The following is a 23,573-nucleotide window of genomic DNA, read 5'->3' on the forward strand; positions in this document are numbered from 1 at the left end:
CAAAAATGAGTTTATAACTTATAAATATATTTATAAAATAAAGAGGCAAACAAAAATGGATTTTGAAAAATTAAGTATTAAATATAAGACGTTAATATTAATAGTATTAATGTCAATAACAATCTTTTTAGGATTTTCCTTAAAAAATATACAATTCAATTCTGATGTTTCAAAACTTATCCCAACAACCGAAGAAAATACTGAAAAAACAACCGATATGGATAAAAGTAAGTCACTATTACCAACAATAGTAATGTTTAAAGACAAAAAAGGAATTTTTAACAAAGAAACATTTGTTAAAATTAGCAAAGTAGCAAAAGAAATCACTGATATACTAAAACTACAATCCAACTCTGTTACAAGTATATTTACTTATTTCCCGCAATTTAAAAAAGATACATACACAGATGAAGATATGATTAAGATAAAAGAAAAAATAAATTCAACACCTTTTATAAAAAATAAATTTATAAATAATGATGATACTTTAATGCTATTTATGGTTATCTCAACAGAGAGCAATAATATAAACTTTGGTCATAGTTTAAAGAATGAGATTGAAAGAATGGAAGCTACAATTAAAAAATATGAAACTGATGACCTAAAGCTTTACTTAACAGGAGATCTTATAATAAGGGAAAAAATACTCAACTACATGGTAGACGACTTTAAATTTTTAGGTCCATTTGCTACTTTTGTAGTAATACTATCACTTTATTTTATTGTGAGAAATATATTAGGAGCAATAATTCCTGTTCTTATTGCACTACTTGCAATAATCTGGACTTTTGGAATAAAAAGCCTTTTAATGTCTCCAATCACTGTTCCAGAAACAACAATGATTGTACTCCTTATTTCAATTGGATGCGCTAATTCTGTACATATAATAAATGGAATATTAAAGAGAATTAAAAAAGAACCTTTCACTGAAGATACAATAATAAATACAGTTAAAACACTCAAAGTACCAATAATTTTAACTTCTCTTACAACAGCTTTTGGATTCTTATCATTAACAGGATCATCAATATATGCATACAGAATAATGGGAATTTTTATGTCACTAGGAGTTATTATTGCAATGCTAATGTCATTACTAGTACTACCTGGAATACTAGTAAAAATACCATTTAAACATAAAGAAATTAAAGAAAGTCAAAAATTAAAAAAAGGATTTCTTGAAAGACTATCATTAATAAACCAAAAAGTTACAAACTGGATGTTAAATAACAAATATCTTTCATCCACAATAACCTTAATTATTTTATTAATCTCAATTATAGGTCTTTTCAATATAGAAATCAATTTTGACGAAAAAGAATATTTTAAAGAAAGTACAAGTGTCAAACAAACATTAAATCTCATGCAAAAAGAAATAGGAGGAACTTCAATTATTAAAATTGAGATCAAGGGAACTCCTGGCGAATTTAAAAATGAAAAAACCATGAAAACCCTAGATCTAATTACAGATAAAATTGATCAATTTACTGAGAAAACACAATCTAATTCAATAAATAAAGTTGTAAGATTGATGAACTTCAAATTCAAAAAAGAAAATCCACAAGAGTATAGGCTTCCTGAAAATCAAGCTGTATTAAATAAACTAATACTCTTAATAAGTAGGAGCAACTCTATTAAGAATATGGCAAAAATTTATATTAATGATGATTGGTCTCAAATATCAATTCTTGTAATAACAGATCAAAATTCAACTGAGGAAATTAAAAATTTTGCAAACTACTCCAGCAATTTAATTGAAAAACATATGCCAAAACATGAATATAAATTTTCAGGCGCATATGAAAAAATATTAATATCTAAAATTATGGTATTAGAACAAATCACAAACATTATCACAACTCTTAGTGCAATCACACTACTTTTAATGTTATTTTTTAAATCCATGAAAACTGGAATAATCATTGCAGCCCCAGTAGTATGGTCAGTATTTTTAAATTTTGCCGTAATGAAACTTTTTGGGATAACCCTCAATCCTGCAACAGCAGCAATTGCATCAGTCAGTATGGGTATAGGAGTAGACTATTCTATTCATTTCTTTAATGCATTTAGATTAAATTATCAAATAACAAAAGATTATAAAACAGCTTTAATTCAATCAATTCCTAATGTATTTGATGGCATCTTTGCAAATTCAATATCAGTAGGGATAGGATTCTTAACATTAATATTTTCCACTTATAAAATAATCTCAACACTTGGTGCAATCATAGCCTTTACAATGATAACAACATCTCTTGCATCATTAACACTACTGCCATTGTTAATTTATCTCTTTAAACCAACAGTTAAGATACTAAGAATAGAAAACTCAATAATAAAAGCAAAAAAATAACATATTGGAAAGAGTAATAAAGTTTAAGATAAGACTTAGAATCTAGAATAATAATTTAATAACTTCATGCATATTATCCACAAGATGAAAATTTATACCACTCTTAATGTTGGTAGGAATATCATCAAGATCTACTTTATTTGATTTAGGAATAATAATATGCTCAACTCCACTTCGTTTAGCAGCAATTATTTTTGCTCTAAGTCCACCAATAGCCATTACATTTCCTGTTAATGATAACTCTCCTGTCATAGCTAAATTAGGTCTTACAGTTTTATTAAGAGCTAAAGATATAAAAGCACTAGCAATAGTAATACCAGCAGAAGGTCCATCTTTTGGAGTTGCACCTTCTGGAATATGCAAATGAATTGCATATTTTTCAAAAAAAGCACTGTGCAAATTAAGCTCATCACTAATACTGTTAACATAAGTAAGTGCAATATTTGCAGATTCCTTCATCACATCGCCAAGTCTACCTGTTAACTTAATACCAGAAGATTTAGATTTAGTTTTAACTGTCTCAATAACTAAAGTTGACCCTCCATAATTGGTCCAAGCAAGACCCATTACCATACCTGGAGACATCACTTTATTTAAAAATTCTTCTTTTCTAAATACAGGAATACCAATATATTCTTCCAGATTTTCCTTAGAAATCTGGTATGCCTTAACAGAATCATTCTCAATAAGTTTTCTTGCAACTTTTCTAACAATTTGTTTTAAATATTTTTCAAAATTTCTCAGTCCATTATCTCTGGCATATTCCCTAGCAATCTGAACAAGAGCTGAACTTTGAAATTTTAAAGAATCTTTATCAACACCATTTTCTTTTAAAACCTTAGGTATTAAATATTTTCTTGCTATCTCTATTTTTTCATCATCAACATATCCTGAGAGATGAATTATTTCCATTCTATTTAGTAAAGGTATAGGTATTGTCTCAAGAGAATTAGCTGTTAAAATAAAAAATACATTAGAAATATCAAAAGGCAAATCAAGATAATGATCTCTAAAATTTATATTTTGCTCAGGATCTAAAACTTCAAGAAGGACAGAAAATGGATCCCCATAATTAGACGCTGAAACTTTATCAATCTCGTCTATTAAAAAAACAGGAGAATTTGTCTTTGTAATTCTTAATCCTTGAATAATTTTTCCAGGCAACGCTCCAACATACGTTCTCCTATGACCTTTAATCTCAGATTCATCTCTCATACCACCTACAGAAAATCTAAAAAATTTTGTTTTAAGAACTTCAGCAATAGCTGTCCCTATAGAGGTCTTACCAACTCCAGGAGGGCCAACCAAAAGCATAATAGCTCCTTTTTGAGATTTTCTTAATTTAAGAACAGAAATATATTCAATAATTCTATCCTTAACTTCTTTCATACCATAATGAGTTTTATCTAAAACCTTACCTGCTTTTTGCAAATTAAATTTGTCGAAATTAACTTTAGATTCTCCCCAAGGAAGATTGGTAATAAGTTCAAGATAGTTTCTAACTACAATATACTCAGATGAATGCCTTTCAAGAAATGAAAATTTTTCAAGCTCCCTTTCAACTGTTTCTAAAGCTTCTCCTTTTAACACTAAAGCATCAATTTTGGATTTAAGTTTTACAAATTCATTACTCCTTTCATCTCCTACACCAAGCTCAGCTTTAATGGCTTTAAGTTGTTCTTTTAAGAAGAATTCTTTTTGTTGTTTTTCTAACTTTTCCTGAATTCCTTTAGCAATTTTATTTTGAATCTCAATTAAATTTAATTCTTCATAAATTAATTCCAAAATCTTTTGAAGCCTATCTTTAACACTTAAAGTTTCAAGTACCTCTTGATGAGACTCTTTTGAAGATGAAATCATTCCTGCAACAACATCACATAATCGACCTTTATCCTCAATATTGACCATATTTAATTGAAATTCAGGCATCTTTCTATGTGAAAATATTTCTTTAGTTCTAAGCAAAATACTACTATAAATTGCTTTAGATTGAATATCATCTTTTTTAACCGCAATTTGTTTTAAATAGTCAACCTCAATTATCGGAAACTCTTTATTAAGAATAACCTTAACAAACTTCACTCTGTCAACAGTTGAAACAAAAATATTATACCCACCATCAGGAAGATTAATCTTTTTAACTATTTTAGCCGTCACACCAACAGAATAAATATCTTTTTTATAATTGATAGTCAGTTTATCACTCTTATTACCTACTTTTTCTAAAAATAAATCACGCAATACAAATAAGGAGACGATACCATTACCCTTAATGATATAATCAACAGCCTTCATATCAGTATCAGAAACTATAATAATTGGAATAAACATACCTGGAAATACAGGATGTGATGGAACTGCAATTAAAGGCACTCTAACAGGCTTATCAAAATGCGGTAAAATGCCCCCCCCAGAGTTTTTTGAACGCTTCTTCCCCTTAGAAACAGTATCTTTTAATTCCTCCATAGAATATTCAATCTCCTTAAGTTCAATTATAACAAAAGAAAATTTTTATGAAAATTCATTTAACAATGAATTTTTTTATTATACAATATGTATAATGCAGTTTACCAAAATTAATGCTATTATAACAAATTTGTATTACAAAAAAAGTTACTACTTCGTAAGTCTATTTCATTCACAAGGCATTACTAACACAATAGTTTATAATTCTACTATAAAAAAATTTAAATCAAACATCAATAACTTAGTAAAAGCCAATTTTGAAATAGTAAAAGAAAACAATTTGTGCAAGATAATAGAAGTTAACGACGAAGAATTCATTATGCAAGATTTAACCTATGAAAAACTAATAATCATCAATATTTGGCTTAAGCTCATCAATTTAAGTTTTGATAATGGAGAATGCTTCGATTTATTTACAGAAGCTATTGATGCTATTAATGCCTCTAGCTTAGAAAAAGCAAAACTAATTGACTTGCAATACAAGGTAAGATTTCTCATAATAAAGGGATTATTGTACTTATCAAAAGTATGTTTTCAATGTAAAAAACAAATTGATAATTACTATTACTATAGTACCCAGGTTAATGGATTTAACTGTATAAAATGTACCAGTAATAAAAATAATTATATTAGTGCAGGGAGTTTTAAATATTTAGAATATTTAAATCAAAAAAAGATAAATAAAACCCTAAATGTAAACTTGACTCATAAGTCAAGAAAACTTCTTGAATGCATGATCAAAAACAAGATCAATACAGAGTTTGAAAAAACACTTCTCTAAATAAAACAATCTGGAATAGTAAATGAAAATTTGGAAAAAAAAAGAAATCGATATCAAAAAAGAAGATATAATCAGTATTGCAAAAAAGTATAATATTAGCTTTGTTGAAACAACACTATTACTAAGAAGAGAGGTTAAAGAAGAAGACTTTTTATTCTTTATAGAAAGTAGTGTAAACTTAATGCACAATCCATTTTTATTAAAAAATATAGACAAATTCATTTATAGAATTAATGAAGCCATTGAACATAAAGAAAATATATTGATCTTTGGAGACAAAGATGCTGATGGAATCACAGCCACAATAATAATGTATGAAACCCTTAAAAATTTTGGAATTAATGTAACCTATAAAATACCCTCTAATGGAGAATTTTATGGTATAACAAAACAAATCATCGATAAAGCATATGAAAATAAAATATCAATAATCATTACTGTTGATTGTGGAATTTCTAATATCGAAGAAGCAAACTATGCAAAATCAAAAAATATAGAAGTAATCATCACAGATCATCACCTTCCAAACAAAGAAATTAACACAGAAAATATAATTATTAATCCTCATTTAAAAGGAGATCTCTCGCCATTTAAAGAAATTGCTGGATGTTATGTCAGTTTTAAAGCATGTCTTGCACTCCAATTGTCCACCACTAACCTTTATAACAAAAACATCGCTTTTTTATTTCTAGAAAAATTAAATAATAATATCGTTCTTCATGCAATAGCAATAAACAACTATATTTTAAAAAAATATCTAATGTTAGAAAGTAATAATGACTTACAAAGTAATATTCATAAGCTAGAAGAATTCTCAAAAAATAAATACATAATTTTATTTAATAAAGATGAACAAAATCACCTTTTAAATAAATTCTTTAATAAGAAAATAGATATTGAAACAATTGATATTAGTGAAAATTTTGTAAAAAAGTTTCCAAAATTTTCTAAAAAAACATTAAAAGAACTCATGCAAATTTGTAAATATTTTAAATATAAAGAAATTGATATCAAAGAAAAATTATATTACATATTCTATAACATCATATTTGAAGTAAATAAAGATATATTAAAAAGCTGCCTTAAAAATCTTAAATTTGTTGCAATAGGCACTATTGCTGACAATATGCCAATTATCAATGAAAATCGAATAGTTGTAAAAGAAGGACTTAAAGAAATCGCATTAAGGGAAAATATGTCAATTAATTACCTTTTAAAAGAAGTCAACATACTAACAAAAACAAAAATAACCTCAACAGATATTGCTTTTAAGATTGCTCCAATACTAAATTCAACAGGAAGACTTGAAAAAGCAGATATTACAATTCAATTTCTATTAACCAAAGATATTAATAAAATAGAAAACAAGTTTAAAGAAATTAAAAACATTAATACTTTAAGAAAACATAAAGAAGAAATATCTTGGAATACACATAATGAGAATACCATTTTTAAAAATGATAAATTTATAATATGTTATGACAAAAATACTCCAAAAGGAATTAGTTCAAGAATGGCAACAAGGCTTGCTTCCTATTATCAAAAAGTGGCTGTTTTCTTAACAAAACAAGAAAACATAATTAAAGGCTCTATAAGATCAAATAATAAAGTAAATTCAAAAGAATTAATTTCAATGATACCGGGTCATTTAATAATGAACTCTGGAGGTCATAAAGCTGCTGCTGGATTTACATTCTATGAAGATGTATTAAATGAATTTATCAAAGAACTTGAAAACGCTATTGAAAAAATAGAATACAACGAATTAAATGAAGATTCAATAATAATCGATGCTATTATACCTAAGAACTTTACAAAAGAAAAACTTGTAAAAATAATAGATTTATTTGAACCTTACGGACATGGTTTTAAAGAATTTATTCTCAAAATGGAAGATGTACTAATTCAAGAAATTAGAACAATTGATAAAAATGGAAATTCGAAACATATAAGCATGAAAATCAAAAATAATAGAGATTATTATAAAGCCATTTACTTTAATGGAACTCAAAATATTCAAGAACTTGAAATCAAAGATGGACAAAATATAGACATAATATTTACAATTGGCGAAGACTTTTACAATCAAAGCGAAAAAATTTTAAAAATAATTGATCTTAAAAAGAGATAAAATTAATGCTTCAAATAAAAAACATTTTATTTATTTTTTTTATTTTAATAATTGAACTACTCAATATAAATGCAGTAACTGATGATGTCATAAAAATACAATATAAAAACGAAGTTTTTCAGGGAGAAAGCATATACCTTGCAAGTAACAAAAATTTTAAAAAACTATCTCTTCTAGGAACAAACCAAAAACCTATCTTAAGTTCTTATCCTTTCAAATTCAACGTAGGAAATAGAAAATACTATATGGCACTAATAGGCATCACACCAATGATTAAAGAAGGTAAAAGAAAAATCGAAATAGAATTCGAAAATAAAAAATATATAAAGGAAATAGAAATAAAAAAATTTAACTTTAAAAAAACAATGATTAAATTTAACAAAAAAAAATCCAAGCTCATTAAAAATCAACAGTCGCCTAAAGCAAAAGAACAAGCAGTCACACTATGGAATATAATTGGAAACATAGGAGACACAACAATATATCACTACGATAAATTAGTTCAACCAATTAAAGATCAATATAAAATAACTAGTCTTTTTGGAGAACAAAGAATTTATATGCAAGATAACACTAAAATATCAACAAACTATAAAATGCATAATGGCAAAGATTATGCTACATCTAAAAAAGAAAAAACACCTATTTTTGCAGCTGGTAAAGGTAAAGTAGTATTTGCAAGAGACAGAGAAATTACCGGTAAAACTGTAATTATCCAACACTTACCAGGGGTATTTACAATTTATTTACATCTATCAAAATTTGGAGTAAAAGAGAATACAATAGTAAATACAGGCGAATATATTGGAAACATTGGTAACACAGGAATTTCAACAGGACCCCATCTACATTTTGAAGTCAGAATTAATGGGATCGCAATAAATCCAGATTTTTTCTTTAAGCAAATGCTTATTGACAAAAATCAAATAATCAATAACATTAAGAGAATACAATAAAAAAGAGGGGGTGATTCTTTGGTAACTGTTAATGTTGATAAAAATGAAGGTCTAGAAAAAGCATTGAAACGTTTCAAAAGAATGATTGAAAAAGAAGCGATAATTAGAGAATGGAAAAGAAGAGAATATTATGAGAAACCATCCACCATTCGAGTTAAAAAAGAAAAAGCATTCAAACGAAAGCAAGCAAAAAAAGTCAGAAAGCTAAAACAAAAAATTAGCAAATAATAATAAAGGGGATATTTATATTAAATATCCCCTTTGTAGATATTTTAAATAAAAACATCTCGAGGTTTTGAACCATTTACAGGCCCTATATATCCCATTTCTTCCATAAGCTCAATAATCCTTGCAGCTCTATTGTAACCTATCTTTAGTCGTCTTTGCAAATAAGATGCAGATGCTTTCTTGGTAGAACGAACAATTGCAAGAGCTTCATCAAACATAGGCTCATCTTCAGAATTTAGAACCACAGCATTAGCCTCTACAACACCACTATCAATAAATATCTCATCATCAATATAATTTGGAGGACCAAATTTTTTTGACTCTTCAACTAATTTATAAACTTCCTTTTCAGTTAAAAATCCACCTTGAATTCTTTGAGGAAAAGGAGAAGTAGGACTAATATAAAGCATATCTCCTTTTCCTAAAAGTTTCTCAGCACCTGATGCTCCAAGAATTATCCTTGAATCCATGGAACTAGCAACCATAAAAGAAATTCTTGAAGGAAAATTGGCTTTTATTACTCCCGTAATAACATCAACAGATGGTCTTTGAGTAGCAAGAACTAAGTGAATACCAACAGCTCTAGCCATAGCTGCAAGTCTAGAAATTAAATTTTCTAAATCCTTTCTCGCAGAAAGGATCAAATCTGCAAATTCATCAATAATTATTACTAAATAAGGTAATGGCACTTCTCTTAATCCTTCTTCTAGTATCTTTTTATTATAGGTATTAATATCTCTCACAAGCAAATTATCAAGAAGAATATACCTTCTCTCCATCTCATCAAGACACCAACGAAGAGCCTCTAAGGCTCTATTTACATTAGTAATAACTGGAGTTAACAAATGTGGGATGTCATTAAAAAGCTTAAGTTCAACAACCTTAGGATCTATTAGCACAAGCTTAACATAATCTGGAGATTTGGAAAAAATAATTGAAGCAATCAGAGAATTCACACAAACAGACTTGCCAGCTCCAGTAGCACCTGCTATTAAGAGATGAGGAGCAGTAACAAGATCAAAAACAACATTATTGCCATTAATTTCCTTACCAAGTGCAAAAGGAACTTTAAAATCATTATTAAATTCTTTACTATTTATTATCTCTGAAATCAAAATAAATTCTCGTCTTTTATTAGGAATTTCAATCCCAACAGCTTCTTTTCCAGGAATTGGAGCAATAATTCTAACTCTCACTGCTGCAAGCCTTAATGCAATATTATCAGATATTGAAGTTATTTTTGAAAGCTTAATACCTTTATCGGGACGAACAGCATACATTGTAACAACAGGTCCTTTAATAACATCAATAAGTTCAGCATTAATGTTAAATTCCTTAAAAGTGTTTTGTAAAATCATTGACTGTTTCTGAATATCTCTCTCATATTCAATATCTTCAATTTCACTCTTGGGTTCTCTTTGCTCAAAAACAGAAATATCTATTGAATAACTACTACCATCTTTATTTACTAATAAGTCTCCATGCTCAGAACTAACAAAATTCTTTATCATTCCTTTTTTTCTTATGTCAATAGCCTTAATTTTGCCACCAGCCACTAATTTGTTATCCTCAAACTCTAATGATTTATACCTAAAACCACCAGATTCAGCATTTAAATTATTCTGAGGTTGCCGATTTTCTAGAAAGGATTGCTTTTCTGATAAATCTTCATCTAATTTTTTGATTTTTACATCTGAGTGATCAAAAATGGTCTTATCCAAATCAACATTTAAAGATTTATCGGATTTTCTCAAAAATGTCTTAAAAGACCATAAAGCTTGATATTCTTCATCATTAATAATATTACTTTCATGTTCATCAGACTCACTTGAATCTAAATTATTCTCAAAATCTTTATAAACTTTAATATCTTTCTTAATCTTTAAAGTACTTAAAAATGGCAAACAGGAAAAAAAACTTTCAAACAAGATTTTAAACTTAAATACTATAAAATGAAAAGAATCTAAAATAAAGCTAGCATCATTAAAAAAGACATAATTTAAATAAATCCAAATCATAAGTTCTAAAATTAAAATAAGAAAAATAAAAAAATTGCCAAGCACAACTCCAAAATTACTCAAAAACCAACGAATAAAATTAGAAGCATTTTCAAGATCAGAATTAACTTTTAACCACAATGTCAAGGTAAAAAATAAAATAACCGTATAATTCCAATTAAATATAAATCTCTTGCTAAACATATTTTTTCGATAAACATACCAATTTACAACTGGATAAAGTATAAGATAAAATGATAAAAACGAAAAAGTATTAATAAGCATCTGACCTAGAAGATTAAAAACAAAAAATATGAATATATTTCCTACAGGAGTCAAAGCTACAAAAATCGATAATAATATAACAGCTAACATAAAAAACAATAAAAATTGAAAATAATAATAAAAACTATTCATATTTTACTAAAGTTCAAAAAGCAATAAATAAAACCTACAAGTACAACCAAATAAGCTGAAAAATAATAAATCTTACTATTGTTAAGCATTTTAATAAACAAATTTATTGACAATAGACCAACTGTAAAAGCAACAATGGCTCCCAAATTCATCTCAAAAATATTAAAAAGCATATCTTCTCCAAAAAATTCCTTATGCTTTAAAAGCAAACTTCCAAGCACAACAGGAATCAAAGATAAAAAAGAAATTTCAAATGATTCTGCTCTATTAAACCCAAGCAAAACTGATGTAAAAATTGTAATGCCTGAACGAGAAATCCCTGGCATGACACTAATGCCCTGCATAACGCCAATTAAACATCCTGAAAGCAAAATATTATGCTTCAAATTGAAAATTAAAATCTTAGATTCAAGTAAAAATAATAAAATACTTGTCAAAATAAAATTAATTAAGACCAAATCAAGAGTAAACAATCTATTAAAACTTTCTATAAAAATTCCAATAAATGCTGTAAATAAAGTAATTATTAATATAAGTAATATTAATTTAAACTTATCAAGATCCAATGCAGTATTTTTTCTTAAAAAAAATTTTATAAAGATCAAAATCAGTTCTAATATTCGCCTTCTATAATAAAATATTACAACTAAAACAGTGGCAAAATGCAAGTAAATATCAAATATAATTGAAATATCAACATGCATAAAATTTTTTATAAGCAACAAATGTCCTGAGCTAGATATAGGCAAAAATTCAGTAATTCCTTGAACAAAGCCTAAAATCATAACTTTTAAAATTTTTTCCATCTAGATCTCAACAACTTCAAAACTCTTAAAAAGTAGAGAATTTCCCCATAATATACTCTATAATAAAGTCCATACCCTTACGATCATACAGAGAATCATATAATACAGCATAAACCAATATCTTTTTAATATAATTTCTAGTTTGCCCAAAAGGAATTGCTTCGACAAAAAGCTCTTTGGGTAAATGCCCATAGTCTTTTTCCCATTTTCGTACATTGCCAATACCACCATTATAGGATGCAAGCGCTTTATAAACATCCCCTACCATTCCTATTCTTTTACTTAAATAATAAGTCCCTATAATGATATTATCTTGTGGATGTTTCAAATCATAATCGTAATATTTGATCTCTTTTGAAACATCAACCGATGTTAAAGGCATAATCTGCATAAGTCCAATAGCACCAACTTTAGATATAGCATCTCTTTTAAAACTACTCTCAGCCTTTATCAAAGCAAACACAAGACTAGACTCAAGTCCCCGTCTATTTGACCAATAGTTAACTAAATTACTATATAAATAAGGATAAAGACGCCTATAATCATCTTTAGTTAAAGCTGAATTATCTTGTCTTACAAGATAATTGATAACAACTGTAGATTCATAATAATATTCATGCTTTATTAGTTCATCATAAAGTTTACGATAAAAATTAGGTGAAAACCTATAACCATTCTTAAAATCATTAGCAACAAAAACACTAACATAAGAATGCAAATTAAATTTCAAAAATCCTTCTAAAAACTTTTCATAATCAGACTGGTCATAATGAATATCTAAACTATTTTCAAAAAAATCATTAATACCTTGTTTTAATAAATATTTGCTCATAAATGAGGCATAAGATGTCTGATTATACTCAATAGAAGAATGTAAAAGTTCAATATACTCATCTTTTGATTTAGCATTAATAAATTTATGATATATAAGCCTTGCATTAATAAAAGCAAGCCTAGATAAAATGGCTTTATCAATAACATCTTGACCATTACGATAAAGTGCATATAAATTATCATAATCTTCAAGTTGTATAGCCTCTAAAATATACTCGTCTAAAACTTTAATAAAACTAAGCTCATTTTTATCTTTATCGGTATAAAATTTAGTTATATTTTGGACAAAATAATTTCGTGCATCTTTAGTAAAGATTAAATTACTAAAAATTTCATTAAGCATTTCTAGTCTATAAGGTTCATCTTTAAAAGAAGTATTTTCTAAATATTTAACTATACTAGTAAAACCTACATCTTTTTTCAACCTTAAATTAATAAGTCCTAAGTAATAATCCTTATAAATACTATTTAAATTATTAAAAAAGAGCAATGCCTTGCTCATATGCCCTGAACCCACAAAAGACTTATAAACATCATTTAAAAATGTAAAATTATTATAATACTTATTAAAATCATCACTTAATATACTAACTGCACGTCTTAAATCTCCATTAGCTACTAAGGCTTTAAATTTAACAAGATTTAAAAAATCTGAACTTAAAAGACCAGACCGATCCTCAAGAGTAAGATAATCATGAGCCCTTATATGTAAGTATCCTGCCGGCAAATCTTCAAATAACTTCTTGAAATAAATTAATGATGAATTAATATCAGCAGCATTAAAATAAAGAACTGCTTTAAATAAAATATTTTCTTGTTCTTGGGATTGTGAAAAATCCATCTTTTCCAATTTATTTAAAACCAAAAGCGCTTCATTGTTCTTTTTTTGCCAATAAAGACTCTTAAAATAACCCAACATAATAAATTTATTACTGTCGTATTTTGTATAAAGCTTATGTCCAATAACTTCAGCCTCAGAATATTCCTTTCTATAATTATGATATTCAAGAATCTTAATACCAGCAAATTGTGAGATAATATCATTCCCACTCTTTATTGCCTTATACATATATTCCTTAAACTTCTCGTTGTATCCTATTTTCTTAAAAAGATAAGCAATATACACATAAGAACTGGAATCTATTCCAAAATATTCATCGAAATTTTGATTTTTATAATTAAAATTCCATAACCAATTCAGATTATTTAAATCAAAATCAGATACATTTTTTCTAACTATATTATTGCTTGAAGACCCTTCTCCACAAGAACAAGACAATAAACTTAATAAGAAAAAACAAATGATTTGCTTAAACATAATTATTTGTTTCATATTTCATATTTATAAATTTTTTCTTCTTTATAAAAAGAAAAACAAGAAATTGCAAAATTTCTATGATTTAACACTTTAGAAAAAATTAAAAATAACGAAAAGAATATTAAAAGAAATAAAGAAACAAGACTTAAATAAAGCATAGAAGTTTGAATAAGTCCTTCTTCTTCTTCTAAGTTTAAGCTAGACTTACTATCTTCAACATCTATAGTAAAATCTTGATCACCAAAATCATCTAAATCAATACTATCAAATTCACTCTCAACAAATTCTTTATCAAGATCTGTCATAATTGACTCAACATTCAAATTATCAAAATCGTCAGAATAAGTACTTACATCATTATCATTAACAGAAATATTACCTAAATCAGAAGTATCCTTATTAACAGTATTATTTTCATTAATTATATGTCTAATCTCACTCCCTTTATCAATGGGAGTCCCAAATCTATCTTTTCCAACTCCAATATCAAAATTTCCTGAATTTAAATTAAGATTAGAATTAGAATTTAAATCTTCTTTAGATAATTTATAATTATCTGAACTTAAAAAATTTGAAGATAAGTTTAAATTACTCTCATTATTAGAAAAATTTTCGTCCATGAGCAAACTTTGAGGCTCTCTCAAATGATCAACATTATCCAAGAGCTCATCTAAATAATCCTCTTGGCTTTGCACCAAAACACCTTCTGATTTTTTACCAACTTCATTTTCATTTTCCAATTCCAAATCACTCAAACTATTAGGTAAATTATCCAATTTAGTACTACTTAAAGACCCACTAAGTCCTTTGGCAGAACTACTTGTACTAAGCTTAATTGACTTTAAATCAAACTTAGATTTATTTGTAATTCCACCACACTCACCATAAACATACAAAACCATAGAAGCTATTCTGCAATAAACATTTACACTGGAACTTTCCTTTATGAGATTATTTAAGAAAAAAGAACCAATGAAAATAGGATTAGAAAAATCTTTATATTCACTAATATAAAAATCTAATTTTACATCGGTTTCATCTTCAAACTTACCCAATGTTACTCTTTTTACAGCAACATCATCTAAATTCAAAATCGAAAAATATTCATTATCAGAAAGCTTTATTGCTAAAAATCCTTTCAAGAATTCCAACCTTTTTGTCCTTTCCTTTTACAAAAAACAACTTCATATATGATTAACTATGATAATAGTATAATATAATTAATGTTATATTCAACTTAAAAGTAGCTTTTATTTAAAAGAAAATACTTAGGTTATATGAATTAAATCTTTAGGAGATGTTAGGGTGTTACCATTATTAATAATACTTTCCTCAATTGCGATATCTGCTTTAATATTTTTATTATTCAGAATAACAATAGTAAACTCAAAAACAAGAAATAAAGGTAAAAATAATAGAACAAAAAAATTAATAGAAAAAGCTGAAAATATATTAAAAGCAAATCCAAATGAAATAAACGCTTTACAAACTCTAAATGACTATTATTATTCTACTAAAAACTATGAAAACGGCATTAAATATGCTAAAAAACTATGCCAATTCATAGAAGAAAATCCTACAAATCAAGAAATAGATTCTTTTAAAGCTTTCTTAAGCTACGGTGTTTATAATCTTGAGAGAAATTTTAATCTAGAAGCATTAAAGTTTCTTAAAAAAGCATATTTTATTAAAAAAGGTGATGTAGATGCAAATTATTACCTTGGAGTAGCCTTCCTAAAAAATGCACACTACAAAGAAGCTCTCCATTACCTTGTAAAGATATACAAATTGAACAGAAACAATTATGATGCCTTAAAACACATAGGAATAGCACTATTTTACACAGGAAACTATAATAAAGCTGTTGGAATATTTAATAGTATAAATAAGCACATACAAAATGATGTACATGTTCTATTAATATATGCCCAGTCTTTAGCTCAACTAAATCAAGATCAACTTGCACTTGAAATAGCAAAAAAAATAAGAAATAGAGATGGAATGACATACGAATCTCTTCTAATTGAAGCTGATATTAATTCAAAAAATAATAATCTAGCAAAACTAGAAAATAATGTTAGAGAAATACTTAAAATTAAACCTGATTTACCTCCTAAAATATCCATTAAATTATTTGGCACACTAGGAGAACTTTACATAGAATCTGAAAATTATAAAAAAGCAGCAGAAGCATTTACTCAAGTTGAAAGACTTGATCCAAACTATCCAAAAATTGCTGAAAAACTTGAATTTAGTAAAAGATTAAGTGAAAATTTAGCACTAAGAATATATCTCAAAAGCTCACAAGAAAAATTTGAAAGCTTAGCTAATGAAATTATTCTTATGCTCTACAAAAATAAGTTTCAAATAAGATATACAAAAATAAATGAAATAAACTTACAATTTATAGATATAAACTTCCAACTATCAAATAATCAATGGGAAGAAAATTTAATAGTCAGATTTGTTAGAACAGATCAAAAAAATTTTGGTGAATTATTCTTAAAAGATCTTGTTGCAAAAACCAAAGAAAACAAATTAAAAGGCTTATGCATCGCACCAGCTACATTTTCTGATAAAGCCAAACAAATTATTGAAGGTAGATTAATTGACATTGTAGAAGGTAAAAAATTAATGCAAATACTAAAAAAATTGGATATATCAAAGTATATATAGCAATTATCTAAGGTACTTCATAGGATTTCCAGTTTTCCCATCCTTAAAAATGGTGAAATGTAAATGATTACCTGTGCTATATCCTGTACTTCCCATACGTCCTATTATTTGTCCCCTTGATACTCTTTGTCCAGATTTAACCGCAAAAGAACCTAAATGAGCATAAAGCGTTTGAAAACCATTATTATGAGAGATAATAATATATTTTCCATATCCTCCAATATTAAAACCAACTTTTACAACAACACCTTCCTTTGTTGCTAAAATGGGAGTATTGGCTGCATTTGCAATATCAATTCCATTATGAAAACTAATAGTCTTAGTAAAAGGATCAGGACGATATCCATAACTTGATGTAATAACTCCTTGGGTTGGAAATAAAAAAGTTTCTCCTAAGGCGTTTCTAAGCAATGTGCGAGACATCCTTCCTCCTGGAACAAATAACTTTTGACCTAAATGTAGCACTTCATTATCAAGATTATTAGCATCAAGAATATCTACTTTGGAAACTTTGTATTTGTTTGCAATAGATGAGAGAGAATCATTTTTCTCAACAGTATAAAGAATCCCCTTCATATTAGGCACATTAATAATCAGATTGGGCTTAATACTCCTTACATCCTTAATATTATTATAAGAAATTAAAGTCTCACTTGTTATGTTATACCTAGCAGCAATATGAGAAAGTGTTTCTCCCGGCTTAATTTCATGTTCAACCACTTTTAAAATAAAAGGTTTCCTTAGCGTTGTCTCATAATCATTCGTATCTACTCCAAATAGATAATTATTAATTTGAGCTAAGTCTTGGTCGCTATAGTATAAAAAAGTATCAATAAAATGATCCTTAGGGAAACTAAGCTTATTGAGAAAAATATAAGAACCATAATATGAAAAAACATCCAAATAAAATATTATTATTAAAGCAAAAATTATCGCATTCAATTTAAAAATAAAATTATAAGTTGGATTAATATCACAAGCATTCATTGTTTTAAGTCCAGAATTATTATAAAAAGATCGATACTTATAACCATCAATGCTTACAATTCTAAATCTAACTAAATTTAAAAGTAAGGATGTTATTACACTAAAAAGTTTTTTAAAACTCTTTGTAGAATAAAAAAAATGATTATTTTTTTTTCTATTATAACCTTTATTAATATTACGAAAATCTCTTGATTCAAAATTACCCTCAACAGCTTTATTAAATAAAAAATTTTTGTTCCTTTTAAATACATTCTGTTCTTTTTTTGGTATAATCATAGCATGCCTCATTATACACTATACACTAGAATCCTAAATTTATTAAAACACTATCAATGAAGATTCCAGAATTTATAAAACAAAAATTAGCACCTATGATACTAGCTTTAATATTAATGCTTATAATCATCAAAGTATTCATATCTTTCCATTTAGTCAAAGGTTCTTCAATGTCACCAATAATCTTAGAAAAACATTGGATAATAAATAACAAACTAGCCTATGGACTAAGAACAAATAATAAAGGTGCATATATCATATTATGGAACACTCCAAAAAAAAATGAAATGGTACTCATTAAAGACCCGATATCCCAAAAAATATCTGTCAAAAAAATTTTTGCTATACCAGGAGAAAAATTTATAAATCTAGCAAAAAATGTAATATCTATACATAACTCAAATTTTCATATAAATGAAAATCATCTAAAAAACCTACAAAGTAAATCTATCCCAAAAGGATACTACTTAGTAATAGGAGAAAATAGACAAGTTTCCATTGATTCAAGAAAATATGGATTTATCAACATAAATAATATTATTGGAAAAATAATATACTGTCTTTAATAAATCTTATAAATAAACATCAAAAACATCAAAATAAATTATTAGATAATGCAATCAAGTTTAACATCTTATAAAGAAGCAATCATACCTTCTTTTTGAACATCACTATTAGAAGCACTTGTCATCCTTATTTGAATTAACTTAAAAGCATTAGTATCTAAATCTTTGGCAGAAACGCTTAAAATACCACTTTCATCCAAACTAAAAAGTATTTCTATCTTAGGAATGCCTTTTAAAGCTTTTTGTATACTACTAAAGAAAAATCTACCTATAGAATAATTTAAAGATGCATTATTATATTCACCCTGAAGTACATGCACCTCAATCTCTTCTTGATAATCGTTAGTTGTTGTAAATATTCTTTTTTCACAAATTGGCAATAAAGTATTTTTCTTAATTAATGTAAAAAACCCATCATTATAAGTTTCAATACCAAGAGAATAAGGCGTCACATCTTTAAAGCTAATAAGGGCACTATTACTTGAAATACTAAAAGCATGAATGCCTGCTCCATTGGCAACAACTTCATCTTGATTTAATGAATCTAAAACTTCAATTTTAGGAAAAATTTCATTTAATCTCTCTTTTACTAAAGGGATTCTTGTTGAACCTCCTGAGAGTATTATTTTTGAAATAAGACTAGATTTAATTCCTGAATCAGCAATACATTCATTAGTAAGACAAATGGTTTGTTCTATAAATTTACTGATCATAAAATTAAAATCATCTCTTTTAAGCTTATAATTTAAATGTTTTCCATCAAGAAAAGGTAATATAATATTAACTTCATCCATAATAGATAAATTTTTTTTAGCCTCTTCTATCCTATCTCTTATCTGCTCAAGAATAACAATATCATCTAGATTGATATTTGGATATTCTTCTTTAAAATGAGCCAAAACTTGCTTTTCTATAACTTCATTAAAATTATTTCCGCCAAGTCTATTTTCACCTTTAATTGCAAGAACAGTATAAGTATCATTCTGTTTTTCTAAAAGAGTAACATCAAAAGTTCCACCACCAAGGTCATAAACAAGAAAAAATCCATCTATTTGTTTTTCAAAAGCATAAGAAAGAGCTGCTGAAGTTGGTTCATTAAGTATTGCCTGACACTTTAATCCAGCAAGCCTTGCAGCTTCTATAACGCCCCTTCTTTGAATTTCAGAAAAATAAGCAGGAACAGTTATTACAACATCACAAACCTCTGTGCCTAAAAACTTTTCAGCATTCATCTTCACATGCAAAAGTAAGTAAGATGCAATATCCTCAGCTCTATATGTACTATCGCCTACTTTATAAAAAATTTCGGTACCTATATTGCTCTTAAAATTATAAAAAGTATTATCTGGATTTACTAATATCTGATGTTTCGCAACACTACCAACAATAACACCAGAATCTGTAAAAGATACGATAGAGGGTGTTATTCTTTCACCCCTATCATTTAATATTATTCTACAATTAACATCAAAGTAAGATGCTACAGTATTTGTAGTACCAAGATCTATACCTATCCATTTTTTCATTAACTACCTCTATGAATTGAAACAATTAACTCAATTTCACCCAAATCCAATTTCAATTTTTTGGCAATAACTTCTAAAGACATTCCTTGTTCATAAAGCGAAATAACTTGTTGACGAATATCATATGTTTCTTTAAGCATATTTTTCTCAATAGTAGGTATAGCATAATTTAAATTACTTTTATAAGTATTAACATCACCTTTCATACTAAAATTATTACTTCCCATTGAAATTGAACTAGCATTAAATCCTAGCAATCTTTGATCAAGTATTTCTATTCTTTCATCGACTTCCTTAATAATCCTATTTAAACTCTCAATTTTTATTTCAATAATATTTATATTCCTATCAGTAGCTTGATTAATTTCAATAATAGTCTTGTCTACCTCACTTCTAAACTTCCTAAGTATGCTATTAGACTTTATTTTTAAACCAATATAAATATGAAAATATACAAAAACAAATATAATTAAAATAAAACAAAAAACAACAAACATACAGAATGTCCTATATTAAACTATCGATCAATATCAACGTTTTTTCCAATTTTTGGGTCACTTAAATTATTATCACATATATCAGATAAGCTTTCCTTATCAATCTTAGCCTTTGACCCTGTAACAAAATCATGCTGAGCATCCTTAAGCTCATCAATTGGCTGTATACTAATTATTGAAGAATCAACATGCTCTTTTTTGTATTGATCAACATTCACATTTTTATCATCCCTTATCTTCTTTTCTCTTAAATCTTTATTTGAAATTTCAGTAGCATGAAAAGCACTCTGTGAAATTATTTTCCCAACCGAAAATGAATCATTAACATCCATAAAGCAACTCCTATAATAACTACAACAATCTATTCATGTGATTTAAAAGGAATATAAGCTATCATTTTAATGATGCTGTCATCCTCTATAAAGGTAATATTACTATAATCTCTTGGAAGTTCATAATAAGCATCCTTAATATGCAACTTAACCCCAGCATAAGCAATATATTCAACAAAAACTTTACCATCAGTCTTGCTATTTTCAAGCTTTACTTGTAAACTTGCTTGCTTATCTTTCACCATCTTTATTTCTAAAACTAAAATATCTCTCTCATTAATAAGTTCTTCACAACTATCAATTTTTATAGACTTATCAGCTTTATCAACTGTAAGTTCAATATTTTTCTTTAAAGAAAAAATATCTTTCACCAAATCTTCTAACCGTTTCTCAATTTTTACAAGATATTCAGTAAGTTTAAATAGCAAATCTTTTATTTCAGGATCAAAACCAAGACAAAGAGAAGTTTCAGCATTACCCTCAGAACCAATAGAATATGCTCTAACCTCTTCTCTTGCACTAATGTAAGAACCAACTATCTTAGATTTTTTACCAATGCAAAGTACTTTCTTTTGAGAAGAAACATAAGAATTGACAATTCCTCTTATAACTTCAATATCACCCTCAGATCGCACATTAACATTTTCTAAAAACTTAGACTTAATATATTTTTTTGCATAAATCTCTGCATCACCCTTTCCATTAACGCCACTTCGAAGAAGAATAGAACCCTCAGTATATAAATTACATCTACCAACAAGTCCATTGACTTCTATTCCACTCTTAGCCATAATGTTATATCCATCTAAAACACTTCCCTTAACAAGAACCATACCATTATTTACTATATTCCCAGTAGCAGGACCAACATCCCCTTCAATGATATAAACATCATGTACAGAAATCACACCATTTATAATAGATATATACCCATTACATCCTGAAACAATCTTATTTCCTTCTCTTAAAGTATTCTCTCCCAAAATCAGCTCTAATTCACGACCACTATCTGCTGGCAATATTTTTCCAAATACAGTGTATCCATCAACACCCTTTGATAAGGGAATAATCTCTGCCAGTTCCTCTCCTTGTTCAACGTTTCTCAACTCACTTTCTGGAGAACCATATGAACCTAAATATTTACTCCTAGCAATAAAATTAATATAAGAATCTCTCCCTCTAACAGGGTAAACTCCCCTTGCCATCTCAACTGGTTCACCATAAAATGGACAATCTACAAACTCTTTTATTTTATCTTTAAGAAATGCTTTATCTGATATTCCATATTTTTTGAGAATATTATAAATATCTTTTTCTAAAATTTCAGCACCATTAGGTCCAGGAGCAGTAAACTCAATAGTTACTGACATTGAATCTTCTGATATATGAACCATCATAGTTACACTCTCAGAAAGATCAGCCTCAAAAATAGCCACTTGTTCATAAGTACCACTAGCACGATTAACTACAACTCTAACAATCTCTCTATCTAAATCTTTAATATTATTATATGACTCAAGTTTATCCATTACGTCTTTAAGATTCACAACACTTCCATCTCCTTGAGCACCAGTAACTTTTAAAAATACTCCCCTTGTAGTTCTTTTGATAAAAAATTTACCATCCTGCAAGACAACTTCCTCAGATTTATCCTGCGAGCTTAAAACATTGAAAATACCAAATTTTGTATAAGAATTCTTATAAGCAGCTATTTTCCATTTTTTCTTACCATATCCAAATATCCCGTCACTACCCCTTACTAAAATCTCATAATCCAAGTCTTTATAAGGAATCGATAGTTCTAAAGAAGCATCATTTAAAGCTTCCTCAAGAGTATCTGCCTCTAATTCTATTAAATTAACATTCCTCTCTTTTTCTAAATAGTGTTTAATTTTACTCCTAAACTCAGAAAGATCAACCATGATACTACTCATAATCATTCCTCTTTATCATTAATTAAAATTTTGATAGTCTCGGCAACAATTTTTGGATCAGTCTTTTCAATATATGAAACCTGATTTGATAATCCACCTTTCAATTTACTTGTTTGAATATCTCTATCAAATGTACTCAATTCTTTAGCAAATTTTATATTGTCATCACAATCATTTACATTATTAAAAGAAACATCCTCAGAAAAAGTATGCATACTATCTGATTTAGGCTTATAGTGTATATCTTCATTAAAATCTTTCTTAGTAGTATCATCACCTAAACTATCACTTTGAAAAAGATTATAAAAATGCTTTTTATATATAAAATCAAGCAAAAGCCCAATACAAAAAAAAACAATAAACAAAAAAAGTGCCCTAAACAATATTGCAATAAAAGTAACACGAGCAAGAATGCCAAGCAAAACTGAAAGAATAAATGCAAACGTACTAAACAATAAAACATATTTGTTTAACTTATTCAATAACATATTA

The 23,573-nt window shown here is 27.3% G+C and carries 17 protein-coding genes and 1 pseudogene; 7 read left to right on the forward strand and 11 right to left on the reverse strand.

The features are described 5' to 3' along the window. The first annotated feature begins 55 nt into the window (after positions 1-55). A complete protein-coding gene (locus tag K5563_RS01270) occupies positions 56-2,353 on the forward strand; it encodes an MMPL family transporter (protein ID WP_221037202.1) in 2,298 nt (765 codons plus the stop codon). A gap of 42 nt (positions 2,354-2,395) precedes the next feature. Here K5563_RS01270 and lon read toward each other — a convergent pair whose 3' ends face one another. Further along, positions 2,396-4,846 (reverse strand): endopeptidase La, encoded by a 2,451-nt coding sequence (gene lon / locus K5563_RS01275; protein ID WP_221037743.1) that lies wholly within the window; start codon positions 4,844-4,846, stop codon positions 2,396-2,398. Positions 4,847-4,913: 67 nt separating this feature from the next. On the opposite strand from lon, the gene K5563_RS01280 reads away from it, so the two are divergent. From K5563_RS01280 to rpsU, 4 genes are read left to right on the forward strand one after another with little or no spacing between them, the layout of a single operon-like run. After that, on the forward strand, positions 4,914-5,600 hold the full coding sequence (locus K5563_RS01280; RefSeq protein WP_221037203.1) for a DNA repair protein RecO C-terminal domain-containing protein: 687 nt from the start codon (positions 4,914-4,916) through the stop codon (positions 5,598-5,600). Positions 5,601-5,622: 22 nt separating this feature from the next. After that, on the forward strand, positions 5,623-7,731 hold the full coding sequence (recJ, locus tag K5563_RS01285) for a single-stranded-DNA-specific exonuclease RecJ (protein WP_221037204.1): 2,109 nt from the start codon (positions 5,623-5,625) through the stop codon (positions 7,729-7,731). Positions 7,732-7,736: 5 nt separating this feature from the next. Continuing rightward, positions 7,737-8,687, forward strand: a complete 951-nt coding sequence (locus tag K5563_RS01290; protein WP_221037205.1) for a M23 family metallopeptidase — start codon at positions 7,737-7,739, stop codon at positions 8,685-8,687. An 18-nt stretch (positions 8,688-8,705) separates the two neighbouring features. Next, positions 8,706-8,915 (forward strand): 30S ribosomal protein S21, encoded by a 210-nt coding sequence (gene rpsU / locus K5563_RS01295; RefSeq protein ID WP_221037206.1) that lies wholly within the window; start codon positions 8,706-8,708, stop codon positions 8,913-8,915. Between the two features lie 44 nt (positions 8,916-8,959). On the opposite strand, the gene K5563_RS01300 is transcribed toward rpsU, so the two are convergent. The 4 genes from K5563_RS01300 to K5563_RS01315 are packed head-to-tail and all read right to left on the reverse strand — an operon-like array spanning position 8,960 to position 15,438. Next, the gene (locus K5563_RS01300; protein ID WP_221037207.1) at positions 8,960-11,329 is read right to left on the reverse strand and encodes a DNA translocase FtsK; all 2,370 of its coding nucleotides are present in this window, start codon (positions 11,327-11,329) and stop codon (positions 8,960-8,962) included. Continuing rightward, on the reverse strand, positions 11,326-12,135 hold the full coding sequence (locus K5563_RS01305; RefSeq protein WP_221037208.1) for an undecaprenyl-diphosphate phosphatase: 810 nt from the start codon (positions 12,133-12,135) through the stop codon (positions 11,326-11,328). The genes K5563_RS01300 and K5563_RS01305 overlap by 4 nt, the downstream gene beginning before the upstream one ends. 25 nt (positions 12,136-12,160) lie before the next feature. Further along, positions 12,161-14,302 carry a lytic transglycosylase domain-containing protein gene (locus K5563_RS01310; protein WP_221037209.1) on the reverse strand — a complete coding sequence of 714 codons (2,142 nt, stop codon included), beginning with the start codon at positions 14,300-14,302 and terminating at the stop codon, positions 12,161-12,163. After that, positions 14,299-15,438, reverse strand: a complete 1,140-nt coding sequence (locus tag K5563_RS01315; protein ID WP_221037210.1) for a hypothetical protein — start codon at positions 15,436-15,438, stop codon at positions 14,299-14,301. The genes K5563_RS01310 and K5563_RS01315 overlap by 4 nt, the downstream gene beginning before the upstream one ends. A 154-nt stretch (positions 15,439-15,592) precedes the next feature. Here K5563_RS01315 and K5563_RS01320 point away from each other — a divergent pair, with 154 nt between their 5' ends. After that, entirely contained in the window at positions 15,593-16,963 is a 1,371-nt protein-coding gene (locus K5563_RS01320) for a hypothetical protein (RefSeq protein WP_221037211.1), read from the forward strand. 3 nt (positions 16,964-16,966) lie between these two features. Here the strand turns inward: K5563_RS01320 and K5563_RS01325 are convergent, their stop codons facing one another. Then, positions 16,967-18,226: a M23 family metallopeptidase gene (locus tag K5563_RS01325; RefSeq protein ID WP_221037212.1), complete on the reverse strand. Its 1,260-nt coding sequence runs from the start codon at positions 18,224-18,226 to the stop codon at positions 16,967-16,969. A 56-nt stretch (positions 18,227-18,282) separates the two neighbouring features. Between K5563_RS01325 and lepB the strand changes: the two genes are divergently transcribed. Beyond that, positions 18,283-18,792 carry a signal peptidase I gene (gene lepB / locus K5563_RS01330; protein WP_221037213.1) on the forward strand — a complete coding sequence of 170 codons (510 nt, stop codon included), beginning with the start codon at positions 18,283-18,285 and terminating at the stop codon, positions 18,790-18,792. A gap of 68 nt (positions 18,793-18,860) precedes the next feature. On the opposite strand, the gene K5563_RS01335 is transcribed toward lepB, so the two are convergent. From K5563_RS01335 to K5563_RS01355, 5 genes and pseudogenes are all read right to left on the reverse strand, one after another. Beyond that, positions 18,861-20,318 (reverse strand): Hsp70 family protein, encoded by a 1,458-nt coding sequence (locus K5563_RS01335; protein ID WP_221037214.1) that lies wholly within the window; start codon positions 20,316-20,318, stop codon positions 18,861-18,863. Further along, positions 20,260-20,815 (reverse strand): annotated as a pseudogene (locus tag K5563_RS01340) (hypothetical protein). Before K5563_RS01340 ends, K5563_RS01335 begins: the two are co-directional and overlap by 59 nt. Positions 20,816-20,835: 20 nt before the next feature. Further along, entirely contained in the window at positions 20,836-21,147 is a 312-nt protein-coding gene (locus tag K5563_RS01345; RefSeq protein WP_221037216.1) for a hypothetical protein, read from the reverse strand. Between the two features lie 29 nt (positions 21,148-21,176). Then, positions 21,177-23,069 (reverse strand): FapA family protein, encoded by a 1,893-nt coding sequence (locus K5563_RS01350; RefSeq protein WP_221037744.1) that lies wholly within the window; start codon positions 23,067-23,069, stop codon positions 21,177-21,179. A gap of 14 nt (positions 23,070-23,083) precedes the next feature. Beyond that, positions 23,084-23,569 (reverse strand): hypothetical protein, encoded by a 486-nt coding sequence (locus K5563_RS01355; RefSeq protein ID WP_221037217.1) that lies wholly within the window; start codon positions 23,567-23,569, stop codon positions 23,084-23,086. Between the last annotated feature and the right edge of the window lie 4 nt (positions 23,570-23,573).

Source organism: Borrelia sp. HM, from assembly GCF_019669085.1.
In the GTDB taxonomy this organism is placed as follows: Bacteria; Spirochaetota; Spirochaetia; order Borreliales; family Borreliaceae; genus Borrelia.

What these genes read in the sequence shown, in the direction of transcription:
- lepB (WP_221037213.1), top strand. Translation starts at nt 18,283, where the DNA reads ATGAAGATTCCAGAATTTATAAAACAAAAATTAGCACCTATGATACTA.
- K5563_RS01350 (WP_221037744.1), bottom strand. Translation starts at nt 23,069, where the DNA reads ATGGTTGATCTTTCTGAGTTTAGGAGTAAAATTAAACACTATTTAGAA.
- K5563_RS01300 (WP_221037207.1), bottom strand. Translation starts at nt 11,329, where the DNA reads ATGAATAGTTTTTATTATTATTTTCAATTTTTATTGTTTTTTATGTTA.
- K5563_RS01325 (WP_221037212.1), bottom strand. Translation starts at nt 18,226, where the DNA reads ATGATTATACCAAAAAAAGAACAGAATGTATTTAAAAGGAACAAAAAT.
- K5563_RS01290 (WP_221037205.1), top strand. Translation starts at nt 7,737, where the DNA reads ATGCTTCAAATAAAAAACATTTTATTTATTTTTTTTATTTTAATAATT.
- K5563_RS01345 (WP_221037216.1), bottom strand. Translation starts at nt 21,147, where the DNA reads ATGGATGTTAATGATTCATTTTCGGTTGGGAAAATAATTTCACAGAGT.
- K5563_RS01310 (WP_221037209.1), bottom strand. Translation starts at nt 14,302, where the DNA reads ATGAAACAAATAATTATGTTTAAGCAAATCATTTGTTTTTTCTTATTA.
- K5563_RS01355 (WP_221037217.1), bottom strand. Translation starts at nt 23,569, where the DNA reads ATGTTATTGAATAAGTTAAACAAATATGTTTTATTGTTTAGTACGTTT.
- recJ (WP_221037204.1), top strand. Translation starts at nt 5,623, where the DNA reads ATGAAAATTTGGAAAAAAAAAGAAATCGATATCAAAAAAGAAGATATA.
- K5563_RS01305 (WP_221037208.1), bottom strand. Translation starts at nt 12,135, where the DNA reads ATGGAAAAAATTTTAAAAGTTATGATTTTAGGCTTTGTTCAAGGAATT.
- K5563_RS01280 (WP_221037203.1), top strand. Translation starts at nt 4,914, where the DNA reads ATGCAGTTTACCAAAATTAATGCTATTATAACAAATTTGTATTACAAA.
- K5563_RS01270 (WP_221037202.1), top strand. Translation starts at nt 56, where the DNA reads ATGGATTTTGAAAAATTAAGTATTAAATATAAGACGTTAATATTAATA.
- K5563_RS01335 (WP_221037214.1), bottom strand. Translation starts at nt 20,318, where the DNA reads ATGAAAAAATGGATAGGTATAGATCTTGGTACTACAAATACTGTAGCA.